The following is a 23,035-nucleotide window of genomic DNA, read 5'->3' on the forward strand; positions in this document are numbered from 1 at the left end:
GTCGCACAGGAACCCGCCCGCCCACCCAAAGGCGGCAGCGTCGGACGCGCCGTGGTCGCCATGGCCATCGGCGGTTTCGGCATCGGCACGGGTGAGTTCGTCATCATGGGGCTGTTGCCCGAAGTCGCGCAGGACATCGGCATCACGATCCCCCAAGCCGGCCACGTCATCAGCGCCTATGCCCTGGGCGTGGTGATCGGCGCGCCGCTGCTGGCGGTGCTGGCGGCGGGCTGGCCGCGCCGCCGCCTGCTGGTGGCGCTCATGATCTTCTACGCGCTGGGCAATTTCGCCAGCGCGATGGCGCCCAGCTACCTGACGCTGAACCTGCTGCGTTTCGTCGCCGGCCTGCCGCACGGCACCTATTTCGGCGTCGCCGCGCTGGTGGCGGCGTCGCTGGTCGAACCCTGGCGGCGCGCCCAGGCGGTCGGCTGGGTCATGCTCGGGCTGACGACGGCGACGCTGGTGGGGGTGCCCATCGCCACCTGGCTGGGTGAAGTCTTCGGCTGGCGCGCGGCCTTCGCGCTGGTGGGCGTCATCAGCGTGCTGGCAGCCGTGATGGTCCAGCGCGAAGTGCCCGACCAGCCCGCGGACCATCGCGCCAGCCCCATGCGCGAGCTGGGCGCGCTGCGCCGCAAGCAGGTCTGGCTGACCCTGGGCATCGGCGCCATCGGCCTGGGCGGCCTGTTCTCGGTCTTCAGCTACATCAAGCCCACGCTCATCGAGGTCGCGGGCATGAATGCCTCGCTGGTGCCCGCGGTGCTGGCGCTCTTCGGCTGTGGGATGATCGTCGGCAACCTGGCGGGGTCCCGCCTGGCCGACAAGGCCTTGATCCCCACCATCGGCGGCCTGCTGGTCTGGGCGTTCGTGGTGCTGGGCGCCTTCGTGTTCACGGCGCACCATCCCTGGCTGGCCGCCATCAACGTCTTCCTGGTGGGCACCATCGTGGCCATGGGCCCGACGCTGCAGATCCGCCTGATGGACGTCGCGGGCGATGCGCAGACCCTGGCCGCCGCGCTCAATCATTCCGCCTTCAACATGGCCAACGCGCTGGGGGCCTGGCTGGGCGGCCTGTCCATCGCCGCTGGAATGGGCTATCCGTCCACCGGCTGGGTGGGCGCCCTGCTGGCGGTGGCGGGCTTGGGCGTCTTCGCCTGGTCGGTCAGCGCGGCGCGCAAGGAAAAGGCTGCAGCGGCCTGAGCGGCAGCGGGCCTTGCAGGGCCGGGCCACCGCGTGCCCGCGTCCCGCAATGAAAAACGCCCCCGCGGCAGCCTGCCGGCGGGGGCGTTTTCTTGCCTGTGGGCCTACAGCGCGATGAAGCCGATCACCACCAGCGCGATTAGGCCCCACTTGGTGGCCTTGTAGACCGTCTTGTTCCACTTCTTGAACGTACGGCGCTTCTGGTCGATGCGGTAGTGCAGGTGCGTCAGGCGGTTGATGGCGCCCGTCTTGTCGCCGCTTTCGTTGGGCGAGCTGGCCGCCGACATCACCGCCTTGCCGAACCAGCGGTTCAGCGCGCCGACCCAGCCCCAGCGCACGGGACGCTCGATGTCGCAGAAGAGGATGATGCGGTTCTGCTCGGTGCCGTTCAGCGCCGAGTGGATGTAGGTTTCGTCGAACACCACGCTGTCGCCGTCGCGCCAGCTGTAGCGCTCGCCGTCGACCTCGATGTAGCAGCGGTCGTCGTTGGGCGTGACCAGGCCCAGGTGGTAACGCAGCGATCCGGCATAGGGGTCGCGGTGCGCATTGAGCTTGCCGCCGGGCGGCAGCTGGGCAAACATCGCCGCCTTGACGGAGGGCAATTGGCGCAGTAGCGCCACGGTGCGCGGGCACAGGGCTTCCGCGGAAGGGTGGCGAGCGTCATACCACTTCAGGTAGAAGCGCTTCCAGCCGTACTTGAAGAAGGAGTTGAAGCCGATGTCGTCGTGCTTCTCCGCCGCCTTGATGTGCTGCGCCTCGGCCATGGCCAGGGCTTCCTCCCGGATCATTTCCCAGTTGTCGTCCAGCACCTTCAGGTCGGGCATGTCGGCCGGCGCCACGTAGGGCGTGGTCGGCACCTTGGAATTGAGCACCATCAAGGCATTGATGGGCGCCAGCAACGCCGAATGATCCAGCAACTGCCGCACGAAGGGCAGGCGCACGCGCCCACGCAGGTGGCCATACAGGATGGCGGCCAGCCAGATTCCGGGAATCAGCCATTTCATATCGTGAAAACCTTCCGTAACGTCCTAGTGGCACCGTGCCGGCGCTTGGGGGCCTGGGCGCGTGGGTACAATTCCGTCCATGTCAGAATCCGCAACGCCCCCTTCCTTCGTCCATCTGCGCGTCCATTCCGAGTTTTCGGTGGTGGACGGCATCGTCCGTATTTCCGATCTGGTCAAGCAGGCCGCCCGCCTTGGGCAGCCGGCCGTGGCGCTGACCGACCTCGCCAACCTGTTCGGATTGATCAAGTTCTACAAGGCGGCCCGCGGGGCAGGCATCAAGCCGATCGCGGGCTGCGACCTGTGGCTGACCAACGAGGATGACCGGGACAAGCCTTTCCGCATCCTGTTGCTGGTCGCCAGCCGCGAGGGCTATCTTAACCTGTGCGCCCTGCTGACCCAGGCCTGGCTGACCAACCAGCATCGCGGCCGGGCCGAGCTGCGCCGCGAATGGCTGCAAGGCCAGGCCGGCCTCATCATGCTGTCCGGCGGCCGGGCGGGCGACATCGGCCAGGCGCTGGAAGCCGGCAACATGGCCACCGCGCAGGTCCTGGCGCGCCAGTGGGCGCAAACCTTCCCCGGCAGTTTCTACATCGAGCTGCAGCGTTCGGGCCACGACGGCGACGAAGCCTATGTCCAGGCCGCCATGCGGCTGGCGGGCGAGTGCGGCCTGCCGGTGGTCGCCACGCACCCTGTGCAGTTCCTGTCCCGCGAAGAGTTCCGCGCCCACGAGGCGCGCGTCTGTATCGCGGAAGGCGAAATCCTCAGCAACCCGCGCCGCGCGCGCCGCCACACCGAAGACCAGTACCTGCTGGACTCGGCGGAAATGGCCCGCCGGTTCGCCGACGTGCCGTCGGCGCTGGCCAACAGCGTCGAGATCGCCAAGCGCTGCAACCTGACGCTGGTGCTGGGCAAGCCCCAGTTGCCCAATTTCCCCACGCCGGAAGGCGTGACGCTGGACGATTACCTGGTGCAGCTGTCGCGCGAGGGCCTGGAAGTGCGCCTGGCGCAGCTGTTCGCGGAAGCGGCCGAGCGCGACGCCAAGCGACCGGAATACCTGGCGCGGCTGGACTGGGAGTGCAAGACCATCATCCAGATGGGCTTCCCGGGCTACTTCCTGATCGTGGCCGACTTCATCAACTGGGGCAAGAACAATGGCGTGCCCGTGGGGCCGGGCCGGGGCTCGGGCGCGGGCTCGCTGGTGGCCTACGCCTTGGGCATCACCGACCTCGATCCCATCCGCTATGACTTGCTGTTCGAGCGCTTCCTGAATCCGGAGCGGGTGTCCATGCCCGACTTCGATATCGACTTCTGCCAGGACAACCGCGAACGCGTCATCGACTACGTCAAGCAGAAATACGGGCGCGAGGCCGTCAGCCAGATCGCCACTTTCGGTACGCTGGGCGCCAAGGCCGTGGTCCGCGACGCAGGCCGCGTGCTGGACATGCCCTACACCATGTGCGACCAGCTCTCGAAGCTGATCCCCTTCAATCCCGCCGATCCGTGGACCCTGGAGCGCACGCTGGCCAACGAGCCTGCCTTCAAGGAGCGCTACGAGCAGGAGGAAGAGGTGCGGGCGCTGGTCGACCTGGCCAAGCCGCTCGAGGGCTTGACCCGCAACATCGGCATGCACGCGGGCGGCGTGCTGATCGCGCCCGGCAAGCTCACCGATTTCTGCCCGCTGTATTGCCAGCAAGGCCAGGAAAACAGCGCGGTCTCGCAGTACGACAAGGATGACGTCGAAGCTGCCGGCCTGGTGAAGTTCGACTTCCTGGGCCTGCGCAACCTGACCATCCTGGATTGGGCCGTGCGTTTCGTGCGCCGCTTCAATGCGGACAAGCGCGACTTCGACGTCATGGCGCTGGCGCTCGATGATCCGGCCGCCTACAAGGTGCTGTGCGACGCGAACACCACCGCGGTGTTCCAGCTGGAATCGCGCGGCATGAAGGAACTGCTGAAGAAGCTGCGGCCCAGCACGTTCGAAGACGTCATCGCCGTGCTGGCGCTCTACCGCCCGGGTCCGCTGGAGTCGGGCATGGTGGACGACTTCGTCAACCGCAAGCACGGCCGCGCCGCGGTGGATTACTTCCACCCGGACCTGGAAGGGACGTTGAAGAGCACCTACGGGGTCATCGTCTACCAGGAACAGGTGATGCTGATCTCGCAGATCTTCGGCGGCTACTCGCTGGGCGGCGCCGACCTGCTGCGCCGCGCCATGGGCAAGAAAAAGCCCGAGGAAATGGCCAAGCACCGCGAGCTGTTCCAGAAGGGCGCGCAGGACAAGGGCCATGACCCCGACCTGGCCGTCCAGCTCTTCGACCTGATGGAGAAGTTCGCCGGCTACGGCTTCAACAAGTCGCACTCGGCCGCCTACGCGCTCATCTCGTATCACACCGCCTGGCTCAAGGCCTACCACCCGACCGAGTTCCTGGCCGCCACGCTGTCCTCCGACATGGACGACACCGACAAGGTCCAGACCTTCTGGAAGGATGCGCTGGCCAACGGCATCACCGTGCTGCCGCCCGACGTCAACCATTCGAACTACCGCTTCGAACCGGTGGAGGACGCGCACACCGCCCAGGGCCTGCCGCCGCGCACCATGCGCTATGGCCTGGGCGCGGTCAAGGGCACGGGCCAGGCCGCGGTGGAAGACATCCTGCGCGCGCGGGAGGAGGGCGGTCCGTTCAAGGACCTGTTCGATTTCTGCCGGCGCATCGACCGTCATTCGGTCAACCGCCGCACCATCGAGGCGCTGATCCGCGCCGGTGCCTTCGACACCATCCTGGCCAACCGGGCCGCCTTGCTGGCCTCGGTGCCCACGGCGATGGAAGCGGCCGAGCAGGCCGCGCGCAGCGCCAACCAGGTCTCGCTCTTCGGTGACTTCGGCGACGACGGCACGGACGTGGTGGCGGGGCAGCTGGCCAAGGTCCAGCCCTGGGACCTGCGCACCCAGCTGTCCGAGGAAAAGGCCGCGCTGGGCTTCTTCTTCAGCGGCCACCTGTTCGACGCCTGGCGCGACGAGGTCCGCCGCTTCGTGCCCACGCCGCTCGCGCGCCTGGAACCCGCACGCGAGCTGCAATGGATGGCGGGCGTGCTGGCCGGCGTGCGCACCATGATGACCCGCCGCGGCAAGATGCTGTTCGCGGTGCTGGACGACGGCTCCTCCCAGGTCGAGATCTCGGTCTTCAACGAGCTGTTCGAGCAGAACAAGACCCGCCTGCGTGAAGACCAGTTGCTGATCGTGCAGGGCAAGATCAGCAATGATGAATACTCCGGCGGCATGCGCATCGTGGCCGACACGCTGCACGACCTGCAGCTGGCGCGCGAGGCGCGGGCGCGGTCCCTGCGCATCACGCTCAATGGCAACGCCGACGCCGCCGAGCTGCGCCGCCTGCTGAACCCCTTCCGCGCCGAACCCGAGAATGGTTTCCCGGGAACGCCGGTGGAAATCTATTACGCGCGGGATGACGCATGCGGGCTGCTTCGCCTGGGCGAGGAGTGGCGCGTGCGGATGTCCGAGACGCTGATCGACCAGCTCAACGCCTGGACCCAGCCTTATCCTGTCGAGATCAACTACTGATGGATCGCGCTTCCATGCCTCGCGTCTCGGTCATCATCATCACCAAGAACGAGTCGGCCCACATCCAGGCATGCCTGGAGAGCGTCGCCTTCGCCGACGAGGTGGTGGTGCTGGACTCGGGCAGCACGGACGATACCCGTGACCTCGCGCTGGCCTGGGGCGCCCGGGTCGAGCAATCACCGGATTGGCCGGGTTTCGGCCCGCAGAAGAACCGCGCGCTCGATCTGGCGACAGGTGACTGGGTGCTCTCGCTGGACGCCGACGAGCGGGTCCCGCCCGAATTGGCAGAGGAAATTCTCGCGGTCATCGCTTCCCCCCAGCACGACGCCTATGACGTGGCGCGTCTGTCCGAGCTGTGCGGGCGTCCCATCCGCCACAGCGGCTGGTGGCCGGATTACGTGCTGCGCCTCTTCAGGCGCGGAACGGCCCGCTTCACCGAGGCCGCCGTGCACGAAAAGGTCGTGCCGCAAGGCAGCGTCGGCAAGCTCAGGCATCATCTGCTGCATTTCCCCTACGCCGACCTGGAAGCGTTGATCGCCAAGAACAACCGCTACTCCTCCGATGCCGCCGCGCAGATGCACGCGCGGGGCAAGCGCACCACGCCGCTGGGCATGCTGGGCCACGGCATCTGGACCTTCATCCGTATCTATTTCCTCCGGCGGGGCTTCCTGGATGGCCGCCAAGGCTTGGTGCTGGCGCTGTTCGCCGCGTCGGGCAGCATCTTCCGCTATGCGAAACTGCTGCTCTGGGACGAAACCCGCGGGAAAGGGTAGGCGACGGGCGCCGGCTATATCGGCGCCGTCGCGCGTTCCAGCTCGCTCAGCCAGCGTATCGCGTGTTCCCGGCTGCCGCCGCACATGTCTTCGGAGGGCTGGAGGCCGCCACAGAAAGCCGGCCGCTCTGGTTGCCCGAAGATGCGGCACCGGTGATCCTCCGCCAGCTGGATGCAAGGCACACCCGCTGGCTTGCCCTGGGGCATGCCAGGTATCGCGCTGGTGATCGACGGCGCCGTGCAACAGGCGCCGCAATCGGGCCGACAGGCCATGCCCATCAGACCCACCCGCGCAGCCAATACACCAGCAGGCCCGCATACTCCTTGATGATCGAGCGGCTGGCGTCCATCGTCCGCTCATCGGGCCACCACGGCGAGAACGCCGGGTCTTCGGGGCGGACGATCTGGGGGGCGGCCGGCGCCGCGGTGGCGGCGATGCCTTGCTTGCGGAAGGCCGCCATGGCGCGCGGCATGTGCAGCGCGGAGGTCACCACCAGCACCGTGCGGATGTTCTGGCCACGCAGGTGTTCTTCGGTGCGCTCGGCGTTCTCATAGGTGTTGCGGCTTGCGTTTTCCAGCACCAGCGCGGCATCCGGCACGCCCATCTGCTTGAGCGAATGCGCCATGCCCTGGGCTTCGCTGACGTCGCCTTCCAGCGCGCCCCCCGACAACACGATACGCGGTGCGCGGCCCGCGTGGTACAGCTCGGCTGCCCGGCCGATGCGGGTCACCCGCTTGGCGGGGTCGATGGGCTCGAACCAGTTCGCGCGATTGCCCGCCGTATGGCCGCCCAGCACCACGATGGCGTCCGCCTGCTGCACCTGGCCGGGCGGCAGGAAGGCATAGGTGCGCTCCAGCGCGCCGCCCAATGCCAGCGAGGTCGCGGGCAGGGACCAGGCCAGCGACCACGACAGCGCCAGCACCAGCACCGTCGCGGCCAGGCGCCGCCAGCGCAACAGCGCGAGCACGGCAGCCAGCACCAGCAGTGCCACGCTCAGGTTGATGGGGACGATGAGGGAGGTCAGCATGCTGGAGACGGAGGGCATCGATACTCAGGTCAGGGACGAATGACGGAAACGAGCTCAGACTGTACACGGTCGAGCACGGACTCGGCGCTGGGCCAGGCGTTATCGGCGCCCAGGCAGATCGCAGTCTGCGACCAGGGCCCGGTACGGGCCGGGTCGGTCACGCCAAAGAGCGTGACCTGGCGCGCGCCCGTGGCGCTGGCCACGTGCGAGACGCCCGAGTCGTTGCAGACCACCAGGCTGGCGGCCTGGGTGAGGGCGGCGAAAGCGCCCAGCGACAACGGCGGCAGCACCTGTGCCGTCGGGGCGTTGCGCTGCGCCTCCTCCAGTTCGGCCGGGGGCGGGCACATCAGGACGGTCCGGCCGGCGGCCTGCAGGTCCTGCGCCAACTGGGCGAAGCCTGGCCACACCTTCACCCGGCCACGGTGCAGGCCGGTAGCCGTGGGGGCGATCAGGACGAAGTCCTTGCCGTGCAGGCCGGCTGCCGCGAGGGCGGCATGGGCTTCTTCCTGGTGTTGCCGGGTCAAGGGCAGCGTCAGGCCAGGTTCGGGCTGCGCCGGGCCGGCGGGTAGCTGCCAGGCCTGCAGCGCCAGGCGGGTCAGGCGGTACCACGATTCCACGGCGTGCAGCCGCTCGCGTGATTTGGCCTGGGGCCAGCGCAGCAGCAGGGATCGCCCGTCATCCCGGTACCCGGCGCAGCGTATGCCAGCCAGGCGGAAAACGGCGGCGCTGGACAGCGAGTCCGGCAGGAGCAGTCCCGCCACCTCGGTAGTCCGGACGCCTTGCCCGGAAAAATGTTCGCGCACGCCGCGGCGGTCATCGCCCAGCCGTCCCGTCATGGGGATGAATCCCGCCAGCGGCAGACCCGCCAACAGGCCGCGCGCCCACGGCCGGGCGCAGACGTGCACGGGCAGCCCGGTTTCGAGCAGGCGCGCCAGCGAGGGCAGGCTCATGCAGACATCCCCCACCCAGTTGGGCAGGCGGACCAATAGATGGGACGGAAAGGCCATGAAAGTGATGAGCGTGTCTGACGGCGGAGGCCGGACGCTACCAGGAAGTCCTGGATGCGCCCGATAGGGATCGATGTCGCAGGCGGAGGGGGCGGCAGGCGGCAGGCGCCAGCCCGCAGCCGCGTGCGACGGGGCAATCATAAACGCAAGCGTGCCGCGCCTGCCGGCGCGGATCCGGCAGGCAAGGGCGTCGCACTGGGTACAATCCGTGCAGGATTCCACAGAAAAAGCGAGTGTCTTTCCCATGTCAGCCCCACGTTATGCCGCGGCCGGCTCCCAACCCGTCAAGTCAGAGCTGTGGCGGCGGGTCTATACCCGGGTCGGCGGCTATTGGAAGGGTTTGCTGCTGGCCATCCTGCTGATGGCCGGCGCGGCGGCCACGCAGCCCACCCTGGCGGTCATCATGAAGCCGCTGCTGGACGACGGTTTCGCCGGCACCAAGCCGCATTATGTCTGGGCCATCCCCCTGGCGGTCGTGGGCCTCATCTTCATCCGCGGCGTGTGCAATTTCTTCAGCGACTATCTGCTCGCCTGGGTCGCGAACAACGTCTTGCTCGGCATGCGCAAGGACATGTTCGACCGCTTGCTGGGCCTGCCCGACGCCGAGTTCAAGCGCGGCGACTCCGGCCGGCTGCTCAACCGCTTCACCATCGATGCCGGCAACGTCACCGGCTATGCCACGGACGTCCTCACGGTGCTGGTGCGCGAAACGCTGGTCGTGTGCGCGCTCATCGTCGTGCTGCTCTACATGTCGTGGAAGCTCACGCTCATCGTCATCTTCATGCTGCCGGTTTCCGTGCTGGTGGCGCGCACCTTCATCAAGCGCCTGCGCCGCATCAACCGCGACACCGTCAACATGAACGCCGAGCTGACCCGCGTGGTCAGCGAAGGCATCGACGGCCAGCGCGTCATCAAGCTCTTCGACGGCTACGAAAACGAAAGCAAGCGTTTTGGCTATGTCAGTGGTCGCCTGCGCCGTTTCGCCATGCGCTCGGCCACCGCCGATGCCGCCATGACGCCGCTCACCCAGATCTGCATCGCCATCTCGGTGGCGGCCGTGATCGCGGTGGCGCTCGGCGAGGCCTCGTCGGGCACCCTCACCGCGGGCGGCTTCGCGGCGTTCATGGCCGCGCTGGCGCAGATCTTCGATCCCATCAAGCGCCTGACCAATATCGCGGGCAAGATGCAGAAGATGCTGGTGGCCGCGGAAAGCGTCTTCTCGCTGATCGATGAGCAGCAGGAGTCCGACAAGGGCACGGCGCATTTCCAGGGGCCCGTGCAGGGGCGCATCGCCTTTCGTGGCGTCTCGCATCGCTTCCCGGATTCGCAGCGCGACACGCTCAGCGACATCGAGTTGCTGGTGGAGCCCGGCCAGACCGTCGCCCTGGTGGGCAGGTCGGGCAGCGGCAAGACCACCCTCGTCAACATGATTCCGCGCTTCGTCTCGCCCACGGGCGGACAGATCCTCATCGATGGCCACGACATCGAGGCGCTCGCGCTGCGCGACCTGCGCGCCCAGCTGTCGCTGGTCAGCCAGGACGTGGTGCTCTTCGATGACACCATCGGCGCCAACGTCGGCTACGGCGCCTTGCACGATGCCAGCGAGGAAGAGATTCGGCGGGCGCTGGCCGACGCCAACCTGCTGGACTTCGTCGATTCGCTGCCCGACGGGCTGAATACCCAGGTGGGCGAGAACGCCGCCCGCATGTCCGGCGGCCAGCGCCAGCGCCTGGCCATCGCCCGCGCGCTCATCAAGAATGCCCCCGTCCTGATCCTGGACGAGGCGACCTCGGCCCTGGACAACGAGTCCGAGCGCCAGGTGCAGATCTCGCTGGAGCGTCTCATGCAGGGCCGCACCACCCTGGTCATCGCGCACCGCCTGTCCACCGTGCAGAAAGCCGACATCATCGTCGTGCTGGACGCGGGCCGGATCGTCGAGCAGGGGCGCCACGCCGACCTGCTGGCGGCCAACGGGCTGTATGCCTCGCTGTATGCGATGCAGTTCCAGGAGGATTGAAGGCGTGGATGCGACGAGGGTGGCGGATCCACAGTCCGCCGCGCCTCTCGTCGGCGACAAAGAAAAGGCCGGGATCTCCCGGCCTTTTCGTTGGTGATTGCGCCTATCGGGATGTCACTGCGCGCCAGGCGGCGTGAACTTCAATCCCACGGCGATCCGGTTCCAGGCATTGATCAGCCCCACTGCCGCCGTCAGGAAGGCCACCTCCGACTCGGAGAATTGCTCGCGCACCTGCGCGTACAAGGCATCCTCGGCGCCCTGGTCCTTGCGGGTCAGCGCTTCGGTCCAGGCCAGGGCGGCCCGCTCCCGCGCCGTGAACACGGACGAATCCTGCCACGCCGCCAACTGATCCTGCTGCGCCAGTCCCACGCCGGCGCCGCGCGCCACGTTCAGGTGGAACTGCAGGCAGAAGGCGCAGCCATTGATTTGCGAGGCGCGCAGCTTCACCAGTTCAGTCAGCGTCTTTTCCAGCCCCGAGGCATCGATGGCCTTGCTGAGCGCGATCAGGGCGGCGTTCGCATCGGGCGCGAGCTGGGCAAAGGCGGCGCGCTCCAGGCGCGGGGTGGGCGGCGTGATGGCCATGCGGTCTCCGGGGGATGCAAGGTAAACAGGGTGAAAACAAGCAGGGTGCGCGGCGGGGCCGCCTACATCAGGATCAGGTCGTACTGTTCCTGGTGGTAGCTGGCCTCGACTTCCAGTGAAATCGGCTTGCCGACGAAATCCCCCAGCATGGCCAGGTGCTGGCTTTCCTCTTCCAGGAAGAGGTCGACCACATCCTGCGAGGCCAATATCCGGAATTCGCGCGGATTGAATTGCCGCGCCTCGCGCAGCACTTCCCGCAGGATCTCATAGCAGACGGTGCGCGCCGTGCGGACCGTGCCGCGTGCCTGGCAGGTCGGGCAGGGCTCGCACAACTGGTGCGCAAGGGAATCGCGCGTGCGCTTGCGCGTCATTTCCACCAGGCCGAGCTGGGTGAAACCGTTCACCGTCATGCGCGTGCGGTCATGCGACAAGGCCTTGCGCAGTTCGGCCAGCACGGTGTCCCGGTGCGCGTGATCCTCCATGTCGATGAAGTCCAGGATCACGATGCCGCCCAGGTTGCGCAGACGCAGCTGGCGGGCAATGGCCTGGGCCGCCTCCAGGTTGGTCTTGAAGATCGTGTCGTCGAAATTGCGCCCGCCCACGAAGCCGCCGGTATTCACGTCCACCGTCGTCAATGCTTCGGTCTGGTCGATGATGAGATAGCCGCCGGACTTCAGGTCCACGCGCCGCGACAGCGCGCGCGCGATCTCGTCATCCACGTTGGCCGTGTCGAACAGGGGCCGCTCGCCGCTGTAGTGCCCGATGCGCTCCGCGACGGAAGGCGTATACAGGCGCGCCCACTCCACCATTGCGGTCGTCGTGGTGCGCGAATCGACCAGGATCTTGCCGGTGTGGGGGCCGACCATGTCGCGCAGGACGCGTTGCGCCAGCGACAGGTCACGGTGCAGCACCGAGGGGGCAGGCAGGCTGCGGGCACTGGCCTGGACGCTGGCCCACAGCTTGCGCAGGTATTCCAGGTCGGCCAGCAGCTCCTCGTCCGTGGCGCCTTCGGCCTGCGTGCGCACGATGAAGCCGCCTTTCTCTTCGGCGGGAATGAGGGCCTGCAGCCGCTCGCGCAGGCGATTGCGCTCGGCGTCGCCGTCGATTTTCTGCGAGATGCCGATATGCGGGTCATGCGGCAGGTGCACCAGCATGCGCCCTGCCATGCTGATCTGGGTGGACAGCCGGGCGCCCTTGGTGCCCAGCGGATCCTTGATCACCTGCACCATGAGGGTCTGCCCCTCGAAGAGCAGCTTCTCTATAGGAGTGGGCGGTGTTCCCTGGGCGCGCTCGCTGCGGTTTTCTCGCAGGTCGGCAATGTGCATGAAGGCGGCGCGCTCCAGGCCGATATCCACGAAGGCGCTCTGCATGCCGGGCAGCACCCGCACGACGCGCCCCAGGTGGATGTTGCCGACATGACCGCGCTGGATGCTGCGTTCGACGTGCAATTCCTGCACGGCTCCTTGTTCCACCAGGGCTACCCGGGTCTCGAAGGGGGTGACATTGATCAGGATGTCTTCAGTCATGGTGGTGCTGCGATGCTGCATATATATAGGGAAGCACGTGCCAGGCGCGTGCGCACAGGCATCCATCATGACATCTATTGGCCTTGCGGACCGATGCCTTCCTGGGAGAACGGGGGTTTCCCCCTGGGGACGGCAGGGACGGCGGACAAGAATTTCCTCTTTTTTGGTGTTTGACTTGCAAAGTGCAAAAAAAGGGTGCTATAGTTCGCCCCCTCGCAACACGACACGCAAGTTGTTCTGCAACAAAAGTGTGGTTGTTGGGGGTGAGGTGGGTGGGGTGCTTAAGCGAAAACGCGGTGCGCCACACAAACTAAAAAAGTTGTGTTATAGTTTCGGGCTCGGCAACACGAACTGATTAAGGGTTAACCCTGATGAGTTCGGCGAGTCGGGAAGCGAGAAGAAGCGAGGCGGCGTAAGCCAAATCGATTTTTCGGGAAGTCAGTGGTTGGCGTTGTTAGGCTTAAGTCAAAACGCAAACGACTTGACAAACGAAAAAAACTGCTTCATAATCTCGTTTCTCTGCTGCTGAAACAGCAAGCGACGCGAAAGTAGCGCTACTGAGTCAGAAGCGAAGTTGATAGCAGTAACGACCGCAAGGTCACCGTTCTTTAACAACTAAACAGCCGATAAGTGTGGGCGCTTGGAATGAGTGCGCGTGCCAACGATTCAGCTTGCTGGATTGGTGGCTAGCCAACTAAATCAAGTGCTCACTTAATGAAGTAAGGTTTTTTAAACCTCACTTCCTTTGAGTAGCAGCGACGTATGACCGGCCTTCTTCGGAGGGTTGTTAATACGGAAATTACAGAGATTGAACTGAAGAGTTTGATCCTGGCTCAGATTGAACGCTAGCGGGATGCTTTACACATGCAAGTCGAACGGCAGCACGGACTTCGGTCTGGTGGCGAGTGGCGAACGGGTGAGTAATGTATCGGAACGTGCCCAGTAGCGGGGGATAACTACGCGAAAGCGTAGCTAATACCGCATACGCCCTACGGGGGAAAGGGGGGGATCGCAAGACCTCTCACTATTGGAGCGGCCGATATCGGATTAGCTAGTTGGTGGGGTAAAGGCCTACCAAGGCAACGATCCGTAGCTGGTTTGAGAGGACGACCAGCCACACTGGGACTGAGACACGGCCCAGACTCCTACGGGAGGCAGCAGTGGGGAATTTTGGACAATGGGGGAAACCCTGATCCAGCCATCCCGCGTGTGCGATGAAGGCCTTCGGGTTGTAAAGCACTTTTGGCAGGAAAGAAATTGCGCATATTAATACCATGCGTAGATGACGGTACCTGCAGAATAAGCACCGGCTAACTACGTGCCAGCAGCCGCGGTAATACGTAGGGTGCAAGCGTTAATCGGAATTACTGGGCGTAAAGCGTGCGCAGGCGGTTCGGAAAGAAAGATGTGAAATCCCAGGGCTTAACCTTGGAACTGCATTTTTAACTACCGGGCTAGAGTGTGTCAGAGGGGGGTGGAATTCCGCGTGTAGCAGTGAAATGCGTAGATATGCGGAGGAACACCGATGGCGAAGGCAGCCCCCTGGGATAACACTGACGCTCATGCACGAAAGCGTGGGGAGCAAACAGGATTAGATACCCTGGTAGTCCACGCCCTAAACGATGTCAACTAGCTGTTGGGGCCTTCGGGCCTTAGTAGCGCAGCTAACGCGTGAAGTTGACCGCCTGGGGAGTACGGTCGCAAGATTAAAACTCAAAGGAATTGACGGGGACCCGCACAAGCGGTGGATGATGTGGATTAATTCGATGCAACGCGAAAAACCTTACCTACCCTTGACATGTCTGGAATCCTGAAGAGATTTAGGAGTGCTCGCAAGAGAACCGGAACACAGGTGCTGCATGGCTGTCGTCAGCTCGTGTCGTGAGATGTTGGGTTAAGTCCCGCAACGAGCGCAACCCTTGTCATTAGTTGCTACGAAAGGGCACTCTAATGAGACTGCCGGTGACAAACCGGAGGAAGGTGGGGATGACGTCAAGTCCTCATGGCCCTTATGGGTAGGGCTTCACACGTCATACAATGGTCGGGACAGAGGGTCGCCAACCCGCGAGGGGGAGCCAATCCCAGAAACCCGATCGTAGTCCGGATTGTAGTCTGCAACTCGACTGCATGAAGTCGGAATCGCTAGTAATCGCGGATCAGCATGTCGCGGTGAATACGTTCCCGGGTCTTGTACACACCGCCCGTCACACCATGGGAGTGGGTTCTACCAGAAGTAGTTAGCCTAACCGTAAGGGGGGCGATTACCACGGTAGGGTTCATGACTGGGGTGAAGTCGTAACAAGGTAGCCGTATCGGAAGGTGCGGCTGGATCACCTCCTTTAAGAGCGAAGTGCACGAAGCGAAAGCGTCCACGCTTATCGGTTGTTGTTTGATTGGTTAGTTTGTTGACCGGGGTTAGAGAGATCTTTCTCTGGCGATGGGCTGGGTTGCTGGTCCTAACGGTTTGGGTCTGTAGCTCAGTCGGTTAGAGCACCGTCTTGATAAGGCGGGGGTCGTTGGTTCGAATCCAACCAGACCCACCATCGAGTGTTTCTGGTCCTGGGTTCAGGATTGGGATATTCCGGGGGATTAGCTCAGCTGGGAGAGCACCTGCTTTGCAAGCAGGGGGTCGTCGGTTCGATCCCGTCATCCTCCACCACTACAAATTAATCAATTGGCACGACATTGGATGTGAGTCCAACTGTCAGCGTTTACTGAATGCTGACAGTTGGGTTTATCCCAACGGCTGTTTTGTTCTTTAACAATCTGGAAGAAGCACAACGAAGTGTGTTTGATTGGTAGATGCTTAGGCATCGACGATTAGACACGGGTTGTGATTGCATTAATAGTTCAAGTTCTCAAGGATTTGGCGCAAGCCGAATCTTGCTTTGAAACTTATGAACGGCACAAACGCTACAAAGTATCAGCGTCTTATAGCCGACATGGTTATAGGATCAAGCGACTAAGTGCATATGGTGGATGCCTTGGCGATCACAGGCGATGAAGGACGTGGTAGCCTGCGAAAAGCTACGGGGAGCTGGCAAACAAGCTTTGATCCGTAGATGTCCGAATGGGGAAACCCACTCCGCAAGGAGTATCCCTGACTGAATACATAGGTCAGTGGAAGCGAACCGGGTGAACTGAAACATCTCAGTAGCTCGAGGAAAAGAAATCAACCGAGATTCCGAAAGTAGTGGCGAGCGAAATCGGAAGAGCCTGTACGTTTTAGCCTTCGTGATAGTGGAACGGATTGGAAACTCCGGCCATAGCAGGTGATAGCCCTGTACACGAAATTACGAAGGTGGAACTAAGCGTACGAGAAGTAGGGCGGGACACGTGAAATCCTGTTTGAAGATGGGGGGACCATCCTCCAAGGCTAAATACTCGTGATCGACCGATAGTGAACCAGTACCGTGAGGGAAAGGCGAAAAGAACCCCGGAAGGGGAGTGAAATAGATCCTGAAACCGTATGCATACAAACAGTAGGAGCCTCCTTGTGGGGTGACTGCGTACCTTTTGTATAATGGGTCAGCGACTTACATTCAGTGGCGAGCTTAACCGAATAGGGAAGGCGTAGCGAAAGCGAGTCCGAATAGGGCGTTCAGTCGCTGGGTGTAGACCCGAAACCAGATGATCTATCCATGGCCAGGTTGAAGGCACGGTAACACGTGCTGGAGGACCGAACCCACTAATGTTGAAAAATTAGGGGATGAGCTGTGGATAGGGGTGAAAGGCTAAACAAATCTGGAAATAGCTGGTTCTCTCCGAAAACTATTTAGGTAGTGCCTCAAGTATTACTGCAGGGGGTAGAGCACTGTTATAGCTAGGGGGTCATGGCGACTTACCAAACTATGGCAAACTCCGAATACCTGCAAGTACAGCTTGGGAGACAGAGCACCGGGTGCTAACGTCCGGACTCAAGAGGGAAACAACCCAGACCGCCAGCTAAGGTCCCAAATCATTGCTAAGTGGGAAACGAAGTGGGAAGGCATAGACAGTCAGGAGGTTGGCTTAGAAGCAGCCATCCTTTAAAGAAAGCGTAATAGCTCACTGATCGAGTCGTCCTGCGCGGAAGATGTAACGGGGCTAAGCAATGAACCGAAGCTGCGGGTGTGTACTATGTACACGCGGTAGGAGAGCGTTCTGTAAGCCTGCGAAGGTGGCTTGTAAAGGCTGCTGGAGGTATCAGAAGTGCGAATGCTGACATGAGTAGCGATAAAGGGGGTGAAAAGCCCCCTCGCCGTAAGTCCAAGGTTTCCTGCGCAACGTTCATCGGCGCAGGGTGAGTCGGCCCCTAAGGCGAGGCAGAGATGCGTAGCTGATGGGAAGCTGGTTAATATTCCAGCACCGTCGTACAGTGCGATGGGGGGACGGATTGCGGAAGATCATCAGGGTGTTGGATGTCCCTGTTGCTGCATCGAAGAAGGCGCTTAGGCAAATCCGGGCGCGTAATTCAAGGGTGTGGCGCGAGCGAACATTGTTCGCGAAGTGATTGGAAGTGGTTCCAAGAAAAGCCTCTAAGCTTCAGCTGTACGAGACCGTACCGCAAACCGACACAGGTGGACGGGATGAATATTCCAAGGCGCTTGAGAGAACTCGGGAGAAGGAACTCGGCAAATTGATACCGTAACTTCGGGAGAAGGTATGCCCCGGTAGTGTGAAGAGCCTGCGCTCGGAGCATGATGGGGCCGCAGAGAATCGGTGGCTGCGACTGTTTATTAAAAACACAGCACTCTGCAAAGACGAAAGTCGACGTATAGGGTGTGACGCCTGCCCGGTGCCGGAAGGTTAAGTGATGGGGTGCAAGCTCTTGATCGAAGCCCCGGTAAACGGCGGCCGTAACTATAACGGTCCTAAGGTAGCGAAATTCCTTGTCGGGTAAGTTCCGACCTGCACGAATGGCGTAACGATGGCCACACTGTCTCCTCCCGAGACTCAGCGAAGTTGAAGTGTTTGTGATGATGCAATCTACCCGCGGCTAGACGGAAAGACCCCATGAACCTTTACTGTAGCTTTGCATTGGACTGTGAACCGGTCTGTGTAGGATAGGTGGGAGGCGCTGAAGCGTGGTCGCTAGATCACGTGGAGCCGTCCTTGAAATACCACCCTGGTTTGTTTGCGGTTCTAACCTAGGCCCGTTATCCGGGTCGGGGACAGTGCATGGTGGGCAGTTTGACTGGGGCGGTCTCCTCCCAAAGTGTAACGGAGGAGTTCGAAGGTACGCTAGGTACGGTCGGAAATCGTGCTGATAGTGCAATGGCATAAGCGTGCTTGACTGTGAGACTGACAAGTCGAACAGGTGCGAAAGCAGGACATAGTGATCCGGTGGTTCTGAATGGAAGGGCCATCGCTCAACGGATAAAAGGTACTCTGGGGATAACAGGCTGATACCGCCCAAGAGTTCATATCGACGGCGGTGTTTGGCACCTCGATGTCGGCTCATCTCATCCTGGGGCTGTAGCCGGTCCCAAGGGTATGGCTGTTCGCCATTTAAAGAGGTACGTGAGCTGGGTTTAAAACGTCGTGAGACAGTTTGGTCCCTATCTGCCGTGGGCGTTGGATACTTGACGGAGCCTGCTCCTAGTACGAGAGGACCGGAGTGGACGTACCTCTGGTGTACCGGTTGTCATGCCAATGGCATTGCCGGGTAGCTAAGTACGGAAGAGATAACCGCTGAAGGCATCTAAGCGGGAAACTCGTCTGAAGATTAGGTATCCCTGGGAACTTGATTCCCCTGAAGGGTCGTTCGAGACCAGGACGTTGATAGGTCGGGTGTGGAAGCGCAGTAATGCGTTAAGCTAACCGATACTAATTGCCCGTGCGGCTTGATCCTATAACCCTGGCGGTTAAACGCTGATAGTTATAGCGACAGTGTCGTTCAAAACTCAAAACTTGCTGCACCGTCTGCAGCAAGCCAACAATCCCAATTCGTTGTCTCAGGCCCAGCCTGAAACACACTTCAATACGCTTCTTCCCAGATTGGATGTGACGCCCTAAACCGCGACACATCAAACAGTTACGCCTGACGACCATAGCAAGGTGGTACCACTCCTTCCCATCCCGAACAGGACAGTGAAACGCCTTCGCGCCGATGATAGTGGACGGACGTCTGTGAAAGTAGGTCATTGTCAGGCTCTTATCCCCAAAACCCCATCCGGTCAACCGGATGGGGTTTTGCTTTTGGGCGACCAGATCTCGGGCCCGAACAGATTCAGTGTTCCCGGCCCAGGCTTACAATGTCCGGGACTAGCGTGTTCCGGCCTTGTGGCCAAGGTGGAGCACGGCGGAACCCATGGATCCCTCCCACTCTCAAGATGATTTGCCTTCGGCTGCGCGTGGCGCCGCCGATCCTGCCTGCTCGGCGGTGACGCCTGCGACGGCGGGGCAAGGCAAGGTGCCGCCGCAAGACCCGCCGGACGTGGCGGCCACGCATCGCCTGGTGCCTGAAAGCCGGCTGGCACGCGCCTGTTATCTGGTGCTGGGCTTTCTTTTCATCGGCCTGGGCCTGATTGGCGCGGTGTTGCCGGTGATGCCGACGACGATCTTCCTGATCCTGGCTGCGTGGTGCATGGCGCGTTCGTCGCCGCGCATGGAGGCGTGGTTGCTGAATCACCCCACCTTTGGGCCGACGCTGCGCGATTGGCAGCGCAATGGCGCGATCAGCCGCAAGGGCAAGGCGCTGGCTTGCACAGGTATGACGGCGGGGTATGTGATCTTCTGGCTGAGTGTGCGGCCGCAATGGCCGCTTGCCACGGTGGTGGGCATGTTCATGGCTGCCTGCGCGGCGTACGTGTTGAGCCGGCCGGCGCCGCCTGTCTGAGCGCAACGCAGGCAATCAACCCTGAAAATGAAAAGGCAGCGCCGGGGAGCTGCCTTTTTCATGGCACCCAGCTGCATCAAGCGCGGTAGCGTTCGATGAGCGTGGCGGTGCGTTCGATGGCCTGGACGGCAGCCTGGTGGTTCTGCGAGAAGTTCAGGCGAATGCTGTCGGCCGAGTGGGGACTGAACTCTGTGCCGGGCGTCACGATGACGCCGGCCTGCTGGCGCAGCAGGCGCACGAAATCGAGCGGCGGGACGCTGAGCTTGGGCAGGCGCGGGAACAGATAGCTGCCGGCCTGAGGCGTGCGGGCGGCCACGCCTTCGATGCCACGCAACACTTTCAGCAGGTCATCGCGGATGGCCTGGTGCTGGGCGATGCGCGTGTCCATGTAGCCTTTGGGCTCTTCGAACCAGGTGGTGAGCACGGCCTGGCAGTAGCCCGGCGCGCGCAAGGACACGATGGCCTGCAGCTTTTCCATGCGGTCGATGAGTCGGGCGGCGCCGAAGGCCACGCCCAGGCGATAGCCGCTGAGCGACTCGGTCTTGGACGGTCCCATGATGGTGATGAGATTGTCCGGATTCATGGCGGTCGCGCGCAGGTGGGTGTATTCGGTGCCCGTGTAGCGCAGGCGGGAATACAACTGGTCCGCGATGACCGTGGCGCCGTATTGGTTGGCCAGCGCGGCGATCTGCGCGATCTCTTCCTTGCTGTAGACCACGCCGGCGGGGTTGTTGGGATTGGAGAACAGGAAGGTCTTGGCACCCGATTTGAAGGCGGCTTCGAGCTGGCCGAGGTCCAGGCCGGCACGCACGTCGTTGCCCAGGTAGTCCATGTCGACGGGCACGATTTCCGCGCCCAGGAATTCGACGAGCTTGCGATTGGCGAAGTAGTCGGGGCGCACGATGGCGACCTTGTCGCCTGCGGTGACGGTGGCCGCGATCGCCAGGAACAGCGCGCCCTGCGTGCCCGGGGTGATGATGAGTTCGCGGTCGCCGGAGACCGGCGCGCCGGTGAAGGTGCTCAGGTGGGCCGCCACGCGTTCGCGCAGGGCGGCGCCGCCGCGGTATTCGGTGTAGGCCTGTTCGCCGCCGCGATGGACGCCATCGACGAAGGCCTCCAGCGAGCCCGGCGTGGGCGCGAAGGCGGAGTCGTTGACGTCGCCGTGCGAGAAATCGACGGGCGTGCCGGGCAGGTTCTCACCCTTGGCTTGCGGCTGGCTGCCCTCCGCGCGCAGGCGGACCTCCTGGCCGGGTGCGTTGTCGGTGGAAAGCCTGGCGAATTTCTGTTCGATTGCGTTCATGGTTTCCTTTTGTCTCCTTGTGCCGCCCGGGCGTGGGCGCTGGTGGTCTGGCTGAACCGCCGCGCGGTGTGACACCGCGCGGCGGGTGCGTGGGCAATCAGCCCGACGCGGACGTGCGCGACGCGATCCAGGTCTCCAGGTAATGGATACCCGCGCCGCCTTCGCAGAACACCGGGTCCGTCAACAGGTCCCGATGCAAGGCGATGTTGGTGTCGATGCCCGCGACCACGGTCTCCCGCAAGGCCACGCGCATGCGCGCAAGGGCTTGTTCACGCGTGTCTCCATACGCGATGAACTTGCCAATCATTGAATCATAGTGAGGGGGGACGATGTAACCCGGGTAGGCATGCGAATCGACGCGGATGCCTGGTCCGCCCGGCGCGATCCATTCCGTGATGCGGCCGGGCGAGGGCAGGAAGCTGCGTGGGTTCTCGGCATTGATGCGGCATTCGATGGCGTGGCCGCGTCGCTGGATGGCGGACTGTGGCCAGGGCAGGGCTTCGCCGGCGGCGATGCGGATCTGCATCTGGACGAGGTCGATGCCGGTGGTGAGCTCGGTGACCGGGTGCTCCACCTGCAGGCGCGTGTTCATCTCGATGAAGTAGAACTGGCCGTCCTCGTACAGGAACTCGAAGGTGCCGGCGCCGCGGTAGCCGAGCGTGCGGCAGGCTTGCGCGCAGCGCTCGCCGATGGCGGCGACAGCGCCCTCGGGCAGCCCCGGCGCCGGGGATTCCTCGATGACTTTCTGGTGGCGGCGCTGCATGGAGCAGTCGCGTTCGCCCAGCCAGACGGCGTTGCCGTGCGTGTCGGCCAGCACCTGGATCTCGATGTGGCGTGGCCGTTGCAGGAAGCGCTCCATGTAGAGCGCCGGGTTGCCGAAGGCGGCCGCTGCTTCCGCGCGGGTGGTCTCGACAGCGGCCAGCAGCGCGGTTTCGGCCTCCACGACGCGCATGCCGCGGCCGCCGCCGCCGCCAGCGGCCTTGACGATCAGGGGGTAGCCGATCTTGCGGGCGGCGGCCAGGATGGCTTGCGGGTCATCGGGCAGTTCGCCCTCGGTGCCGGGCACGCAAGGCACGCCGGCAGTCAGCATGGCCTGCTTGGCCTGGACCTTGTCGCCCATTGTCCGGATGGCGGCGGCGGTGGGACCGATGAAGGCCAGGCCCGCGGCCTCGACGGCATCGGCGAAGCCGGCGTTCTCGCTGAGAAATCCGTAGCCAGGATGCACGGCCTGTGCGCCGGTCAGGCGGGCGGCGGCAAGAATGGCCGGAATGTTCAGGTAGCTGCGGGCGGATGGGGCGGGGCCGATGCAGAGGGCTTCGTCGGCGTGCCGGACATAGGCGGCATCGCGGTCGGCCTCGGCGTGCACGATCACGGTCTGGATGCCCAGTTCGTGGCAGGCGCGCTGGATGCGTTGCGCGATCTCGCCGCGATTGGCGATGAGGATCTTACGAAACACCGCGTGTCTCCTCGAGGGCCAGGACGAACAGGGGCTGGCCGGCTTCGATCAGCTGGCCGTTTTCGCACAGGATCTGCGCGACGCTGCCGGCGTGCTCCGCTGGCAGTTCGTTGAGCATCTTCATCGCCTCGAGCACGCACAGGGGCGTGCCGATCTCGACGCGGCTGCCCACGCTGACCAGGGCATCGGCGCCGGGGCGGGCCGCGCGGTAGAAGGTGCCGGACATGGGCGAGAGGATGGTGTGCGTCTGCGAGGCGGAGGCTGCCGCGGCACGCGCCTGGGGCGGGGCGGCGCGGGCGCCTGCGGCCTGCTCTTCGACTGCCGTGCTTGCCGTGGCGGGCGGCGACGCGAACGTGAAGAGCGCCATGCCGTAGTCGGCCAACTGGCCGTCTTGGCCCAGCACCCTGTCGATCGTGCCGGCTTGCGGAGCAAGGACGGGCGTGAGCGTGTCCTCGAGTTCGAGCAAGGCCAGCAGCTGGCCGTGTTCCACCTTGTCGCCGGGCTGGATGGCTTGGGTCAATTGCGCGTCGTGGCTCAGCCGCAGCAGGCCCAGCCCTTCGCTGCGGACGGTGACGGCTGGCGCGGCAGCGGGAGCAGGGTTGTGCGCGGGCGCTGCGCCGGCAGCCGTATGGAGCGGCAGGCGCAGGTGCGCCACGCAATCGGACACGCCGATTTCCAGCCGTTCCACGCCAAGGCGGCGCAGCTGGCTGGCGAGGTCCTGGATGAGAGAGGCGTCGATCATGCGGGCT

14 protein-coding genes, 2 tRNA genes and 3 rRNA genes are annotated in these 23,035 nt (G+C 63.5%); 10 read left to right on the plus strand and 9 right to left on the minus strand.

From position 1 onward, the window contains the following. Positions 1–60 precede the first annotated feature (60 nt). Positions 61–1,197, plus strand: coding sequence for an MFS transporter (locus ODI_RS08240; RefSeq protein ID WP_082985421.1), 1,137 nt, complete (start codon positions 61–63; stop codon positions 1,195–1,197). A gap of 104 nt (positions 1,198–1,301) precedes the next feature. Here ODI_RS08240 and lpxO read toward each other — a convergent pair whose 3' ends face one another. After that, the gene (gene lpxO, locus ODI_RS08245) at positions 1,302–2,201 is read right to left on the minus strand and encodes a lipid A hydroxylase LpxO (protein ID WP_067756979.1); all 900 of its coding nucleotides are present in this window, start codon (positions 2,199–2,201) and stop codon (positions 1,302–1,304) included. Positions 2,202–2,280: 79 nt separating this feature from the next. Here lpxO and dnaE point away from each other — a divergent pair, with 79 nt between their 5' ends. Beyond that, the gene (gene dnaE / locus ODI_RS08250) at positions 2,281–5,778 is read left to right on the plus strand and encodes a DNA polymerase III subunit alpha (protein ID WP_067756982.1); all 3,498 of its coding nucleotides are present in this window, start codon (positions 2,281–2,283) and stop codon (positions 5,776–5,778) included. A 14-nt stretch (positions 5,779–5,792) separates the two neighbouring features. Then, entirely contained in the window at positions 5,793–6,551 is a 759-nt protein-coding gene (locus tag ODI_RS08255) for a glycosyltransferase family 2 protein (RefSeq protein WP_067757000.1), read from the plus strand. A 14-nt stretch (positions 6,552–6,565) separates the two neighbouring features. Here ODI_RS08255 and ODI_RS08260 read toward each other — a convergent pair whose 3' ends face one another. Genes ODI_RS08260 through ODI_RS08270 form a run of 3 tightly spaced genes read right to left on the minus strand, consistent with a single transcriptional unit; the run spans position 6,566 to position 8,585 of the window. Continuing rightward, complete coding sequence (locus ODI_RS08260; RefSeq protein ID WP_074046831.1) at positions 6,566–6,823, minus strand: YkgJ family cysteine cluster protein; 258 nt, start codon at positions 6,821–6,823, stop codon at positions 6,566–6,568. Between the two features lie 5 nt (positions 6,824–6,828). After that, positions 6,829–7,596 (minus strand): YdcF family protein, encoded by a 768-nt coding sequence (locus tag ODI_RS08265; protein ID WP_067756985.1) that lies wholly within the window; start codon positions 7,594–7,596, stop codon positions 6,829–6,831. 11 nt (positions 7,597–7,607) lie between these two features. After that, the gene (locus ODI_RS08270) at positions 7,608–8,585 is read right to left on the minus strand and encodes a glycosyltransferase family 9 protein (protein ID WP_067756988.1); all 978 of its coding nucleotides are present in this window, start codon (positions 8,583–8,585) and stop codon (positions 7,608–7,610) included. Between the two features lie 244 nt (positions 8,586–8,829). Between ODI_RS08270 and msbA the strand changes: the two genes are divergently transcribed. Further along, positions 8,830–10,602, plus strand: coding sequence for a lipid A export permease/ATP-binding protein MsbA (gene msbA / locus ODI_RS08275; RefSeq protein ID WP_067756991.1), 1,773 nt, complete (start codon positions 8,830–8,832; stop codon positions 10,600–10,602). A gap of 114 nt (positions 10,603–10,716) precedes the next feature. Here msbA and ODI_RS08280 read toward each other — a convergent pair whose 3' ends face one another. After that, a complete protein-coding gene (locus ODI_RS08280; protein ID WP_067756994.1) occupies positions 10,717–11,184 on the minus strand; it encodes a carboxymuconolactone decarboxylase family protein in 468 nt (155 codons plus the stop codon). Positions 11,185–11,246: 62 nt separating this feature from the next. Next, on the minus strand, positions 11,247–12,710 hold the full coding sequence (gene rng, locus ODI_RS08285) for a ribonuclease G (protein ID WP_067757006.1): 1,464 nt from the start codon (positions 12,708–12,710) through the stop codon (positions 11,247–11,249). A gap of 810 nt (positions 12,711–13,520) precedes the next feature. On the opposite strand from rng, the gene ODI_RS08290 reads away from it, so the two are divergent. The 6 genes from ODI_RS08290 (at position 13,521) to ODI_RS08315 (ending at position 19,530) form a co-directional block, all read left to right on the plus strand. After that, positions 13,521–15,051, plus strand: a 16S ribosomal RNA gene (locus ODI_RS08290). Positions 15,052–15,176: 125 nt separating this feature from the next. Then, positions 15,177–15,253 (plus strand) — tRNA-Ile (locus ODI_RS08295). Positions 15,254–15,293: 40 nt separating this feature from the next. Further along, a tRNA-Ala gene (locus ODI_RS08300) sits at positions 15,294–15,369 on the plus strand. A 293-nt stretch (positions 15,370–15,662) separates the two neighbouring features. Further along, positions 15,663–18,543 (plus strand): 23S ribosomal RNA (locus tag ODI_RS08305). Between the two features lie 188 nt (positions 18,544–18,731). Further along, positions 18,732–18,844, plus strand: a 5S ribosomal RNA gene (gene rrf / locus ODI_RS08310). The 16S, 23S and 5S rRNA genes sit together here with 2 tRNA genes alongside, the layout of an rRNA operon. Before the next feature lie 158 nt (positions 18,845–19,002). After that, on the plus strand, positions 19,003–19,530 hold the full coding sequence (locus tag ODI_RS08315; protein WP_082985355.1) for a YbaN family protein: 528 nt from the start codon (positions 19,003–19,005) through the stop codon (positions 19,528–19,530). Between the two features lie 76 nt (positions 19,531–19,606). Here the strand turns inward: ODI_RS08315 and ODI_RS08320 are convergent, their stop codons facing one another. The 3 genes from ODI_RS08320 to ODI_RS08330 form a co-directional block, all read right to left on the minus strand. Further along, a complete protein-coding gene (locus ODI_RS08320) occupies positions 19,607–20,830 on the minus strand; it encodes a pyridoxal phosphate-dependent aminotransferase (protein WP_067755092.1) in 1,224 nt (407 codons plus the stop codon). Between the two features lie 97 nt (positions 20,831–20,927). Further along, positions 20,928–22,286: an acetyl-CoA carboxylase biotin carboxylase subunit gene (gene accC / locus ODI_RS08325; RefSeq protein WP_067755095.1), complete on the minus strand. Its 1,359-nt coding sequence runs from the start codon at positions 22,284–22,286 to the stop codon at positions 20,928–20,930. Continuing rightward, a complete protein-coding gene (locus tag ODI_RS08330; RefSeq protein WP_098020875.1) occupies positions 22,276–23,028 on the minus strand; it encodes a biotin/lipoyl-containing protein in 753 nt (250 codons plus the stop codon). Before ODI_RS08330 ends, accC begins: the two co-directional genes overlap by 11 nt. Positions 23,029–23,035 lie beyond the last annotated feature (7 nt).

The sequence above is a fragment of the Orrella dioscoreae genome, from assembly GCF_900089455.2.
Lineage (GTDB): Bacteria > Pseudomonadota > Gammaproteobacteria > Burkholderiales > Burkholderiaceae_B > Orrella > Orrella dioscoreae.

Coding starts and splice junctions, on each gene's coding strand:
- ODI_RS08240 (WP_082985421.1), top strand. CDS start 61: ATGGCCATCGGCGGTTTCGGCATCGGCACGGGTGAGTTCGTCATCATG.
- lpxO (WP_067756979.1), bottom strand. CDS start 2,201: ATGAAATGGCTGATTCCCGGAATCTGGCTGGCCGCCATCCTGTATGGC.
- dnaE (WP_067756982.1), top strand. CDS start 2,281: ATGTCAGAATCCGCAACGCCCCCTTCCTTCGTCCATCTGCGCGTCCAT.
- ODI_RS08255 (WP_067757000.1), top strand. CDS start 5,793: ATGCCTCGCGTCTCGGTCATCATCATCACCAAGAACGAGTCGGCCCAC.
- ODI_RS08260 (WP_074046831.1), bottom strand. CDS start 6,823: ATGGCCTGTCGGCCCGATTGCGGCGCCTGTTGCACGGCGCCGTCGATC.
- ODI_RS08265 (WP_067756985.1), bottom strand. CDS start 7,596: ATGCCCTCCGTCTCCAGCATGCTGACCTCCCTCATCGTCCCCATCAAC.
- ODI_RS08270 (WP_067756988.1), bottom strand. CDS start 8,585: ATGGCCTTTCCGTCCCATCTATTGGTCCGCCTGCCCAACTGGGTGGGG.
- msbA (WP_067756991.1), top strand. CDS start 8,830: ATGTCAGCCCCACGTTATGCCGCGGCCGGCTCCCAACCCGTCAAGTCA.
- ODI_RS08280 (WP_067756994.1), bottom strand. CDS start 11,184: ATGGCCATCACGCCGCCCACCCCGCGCCTGGAGCGCGCCGCCTTTGCC.
- rng (WP_067757006.1), bottom strand. CDS start 12,710: ATGACTGAAGACATCCTGATCAATGTCACCCCCTTCGAGACCCGGGTA.
- ODI_RS08315 (WP_082985355.1), top strand. CDS start 19,003: ATGGATCCCTCCCACTCTCAAGATGATTTGCCTTCGGCTGCGCGTGGC.
- ODI_RS08320 (WP_067755092.1), bottom strand. CDS start 20,830: ATGAACGCAATCGAACAGAAATTCGCCAGGCTTTCCACCGACAACGCA.
- ODI_RS08330 (WP_098020875.1), bottom strand. CDS start 23,028: ATGATCGACGCCTCTCTCATCCAGGACCTCGCCAGCCAGCTGCGCCGC.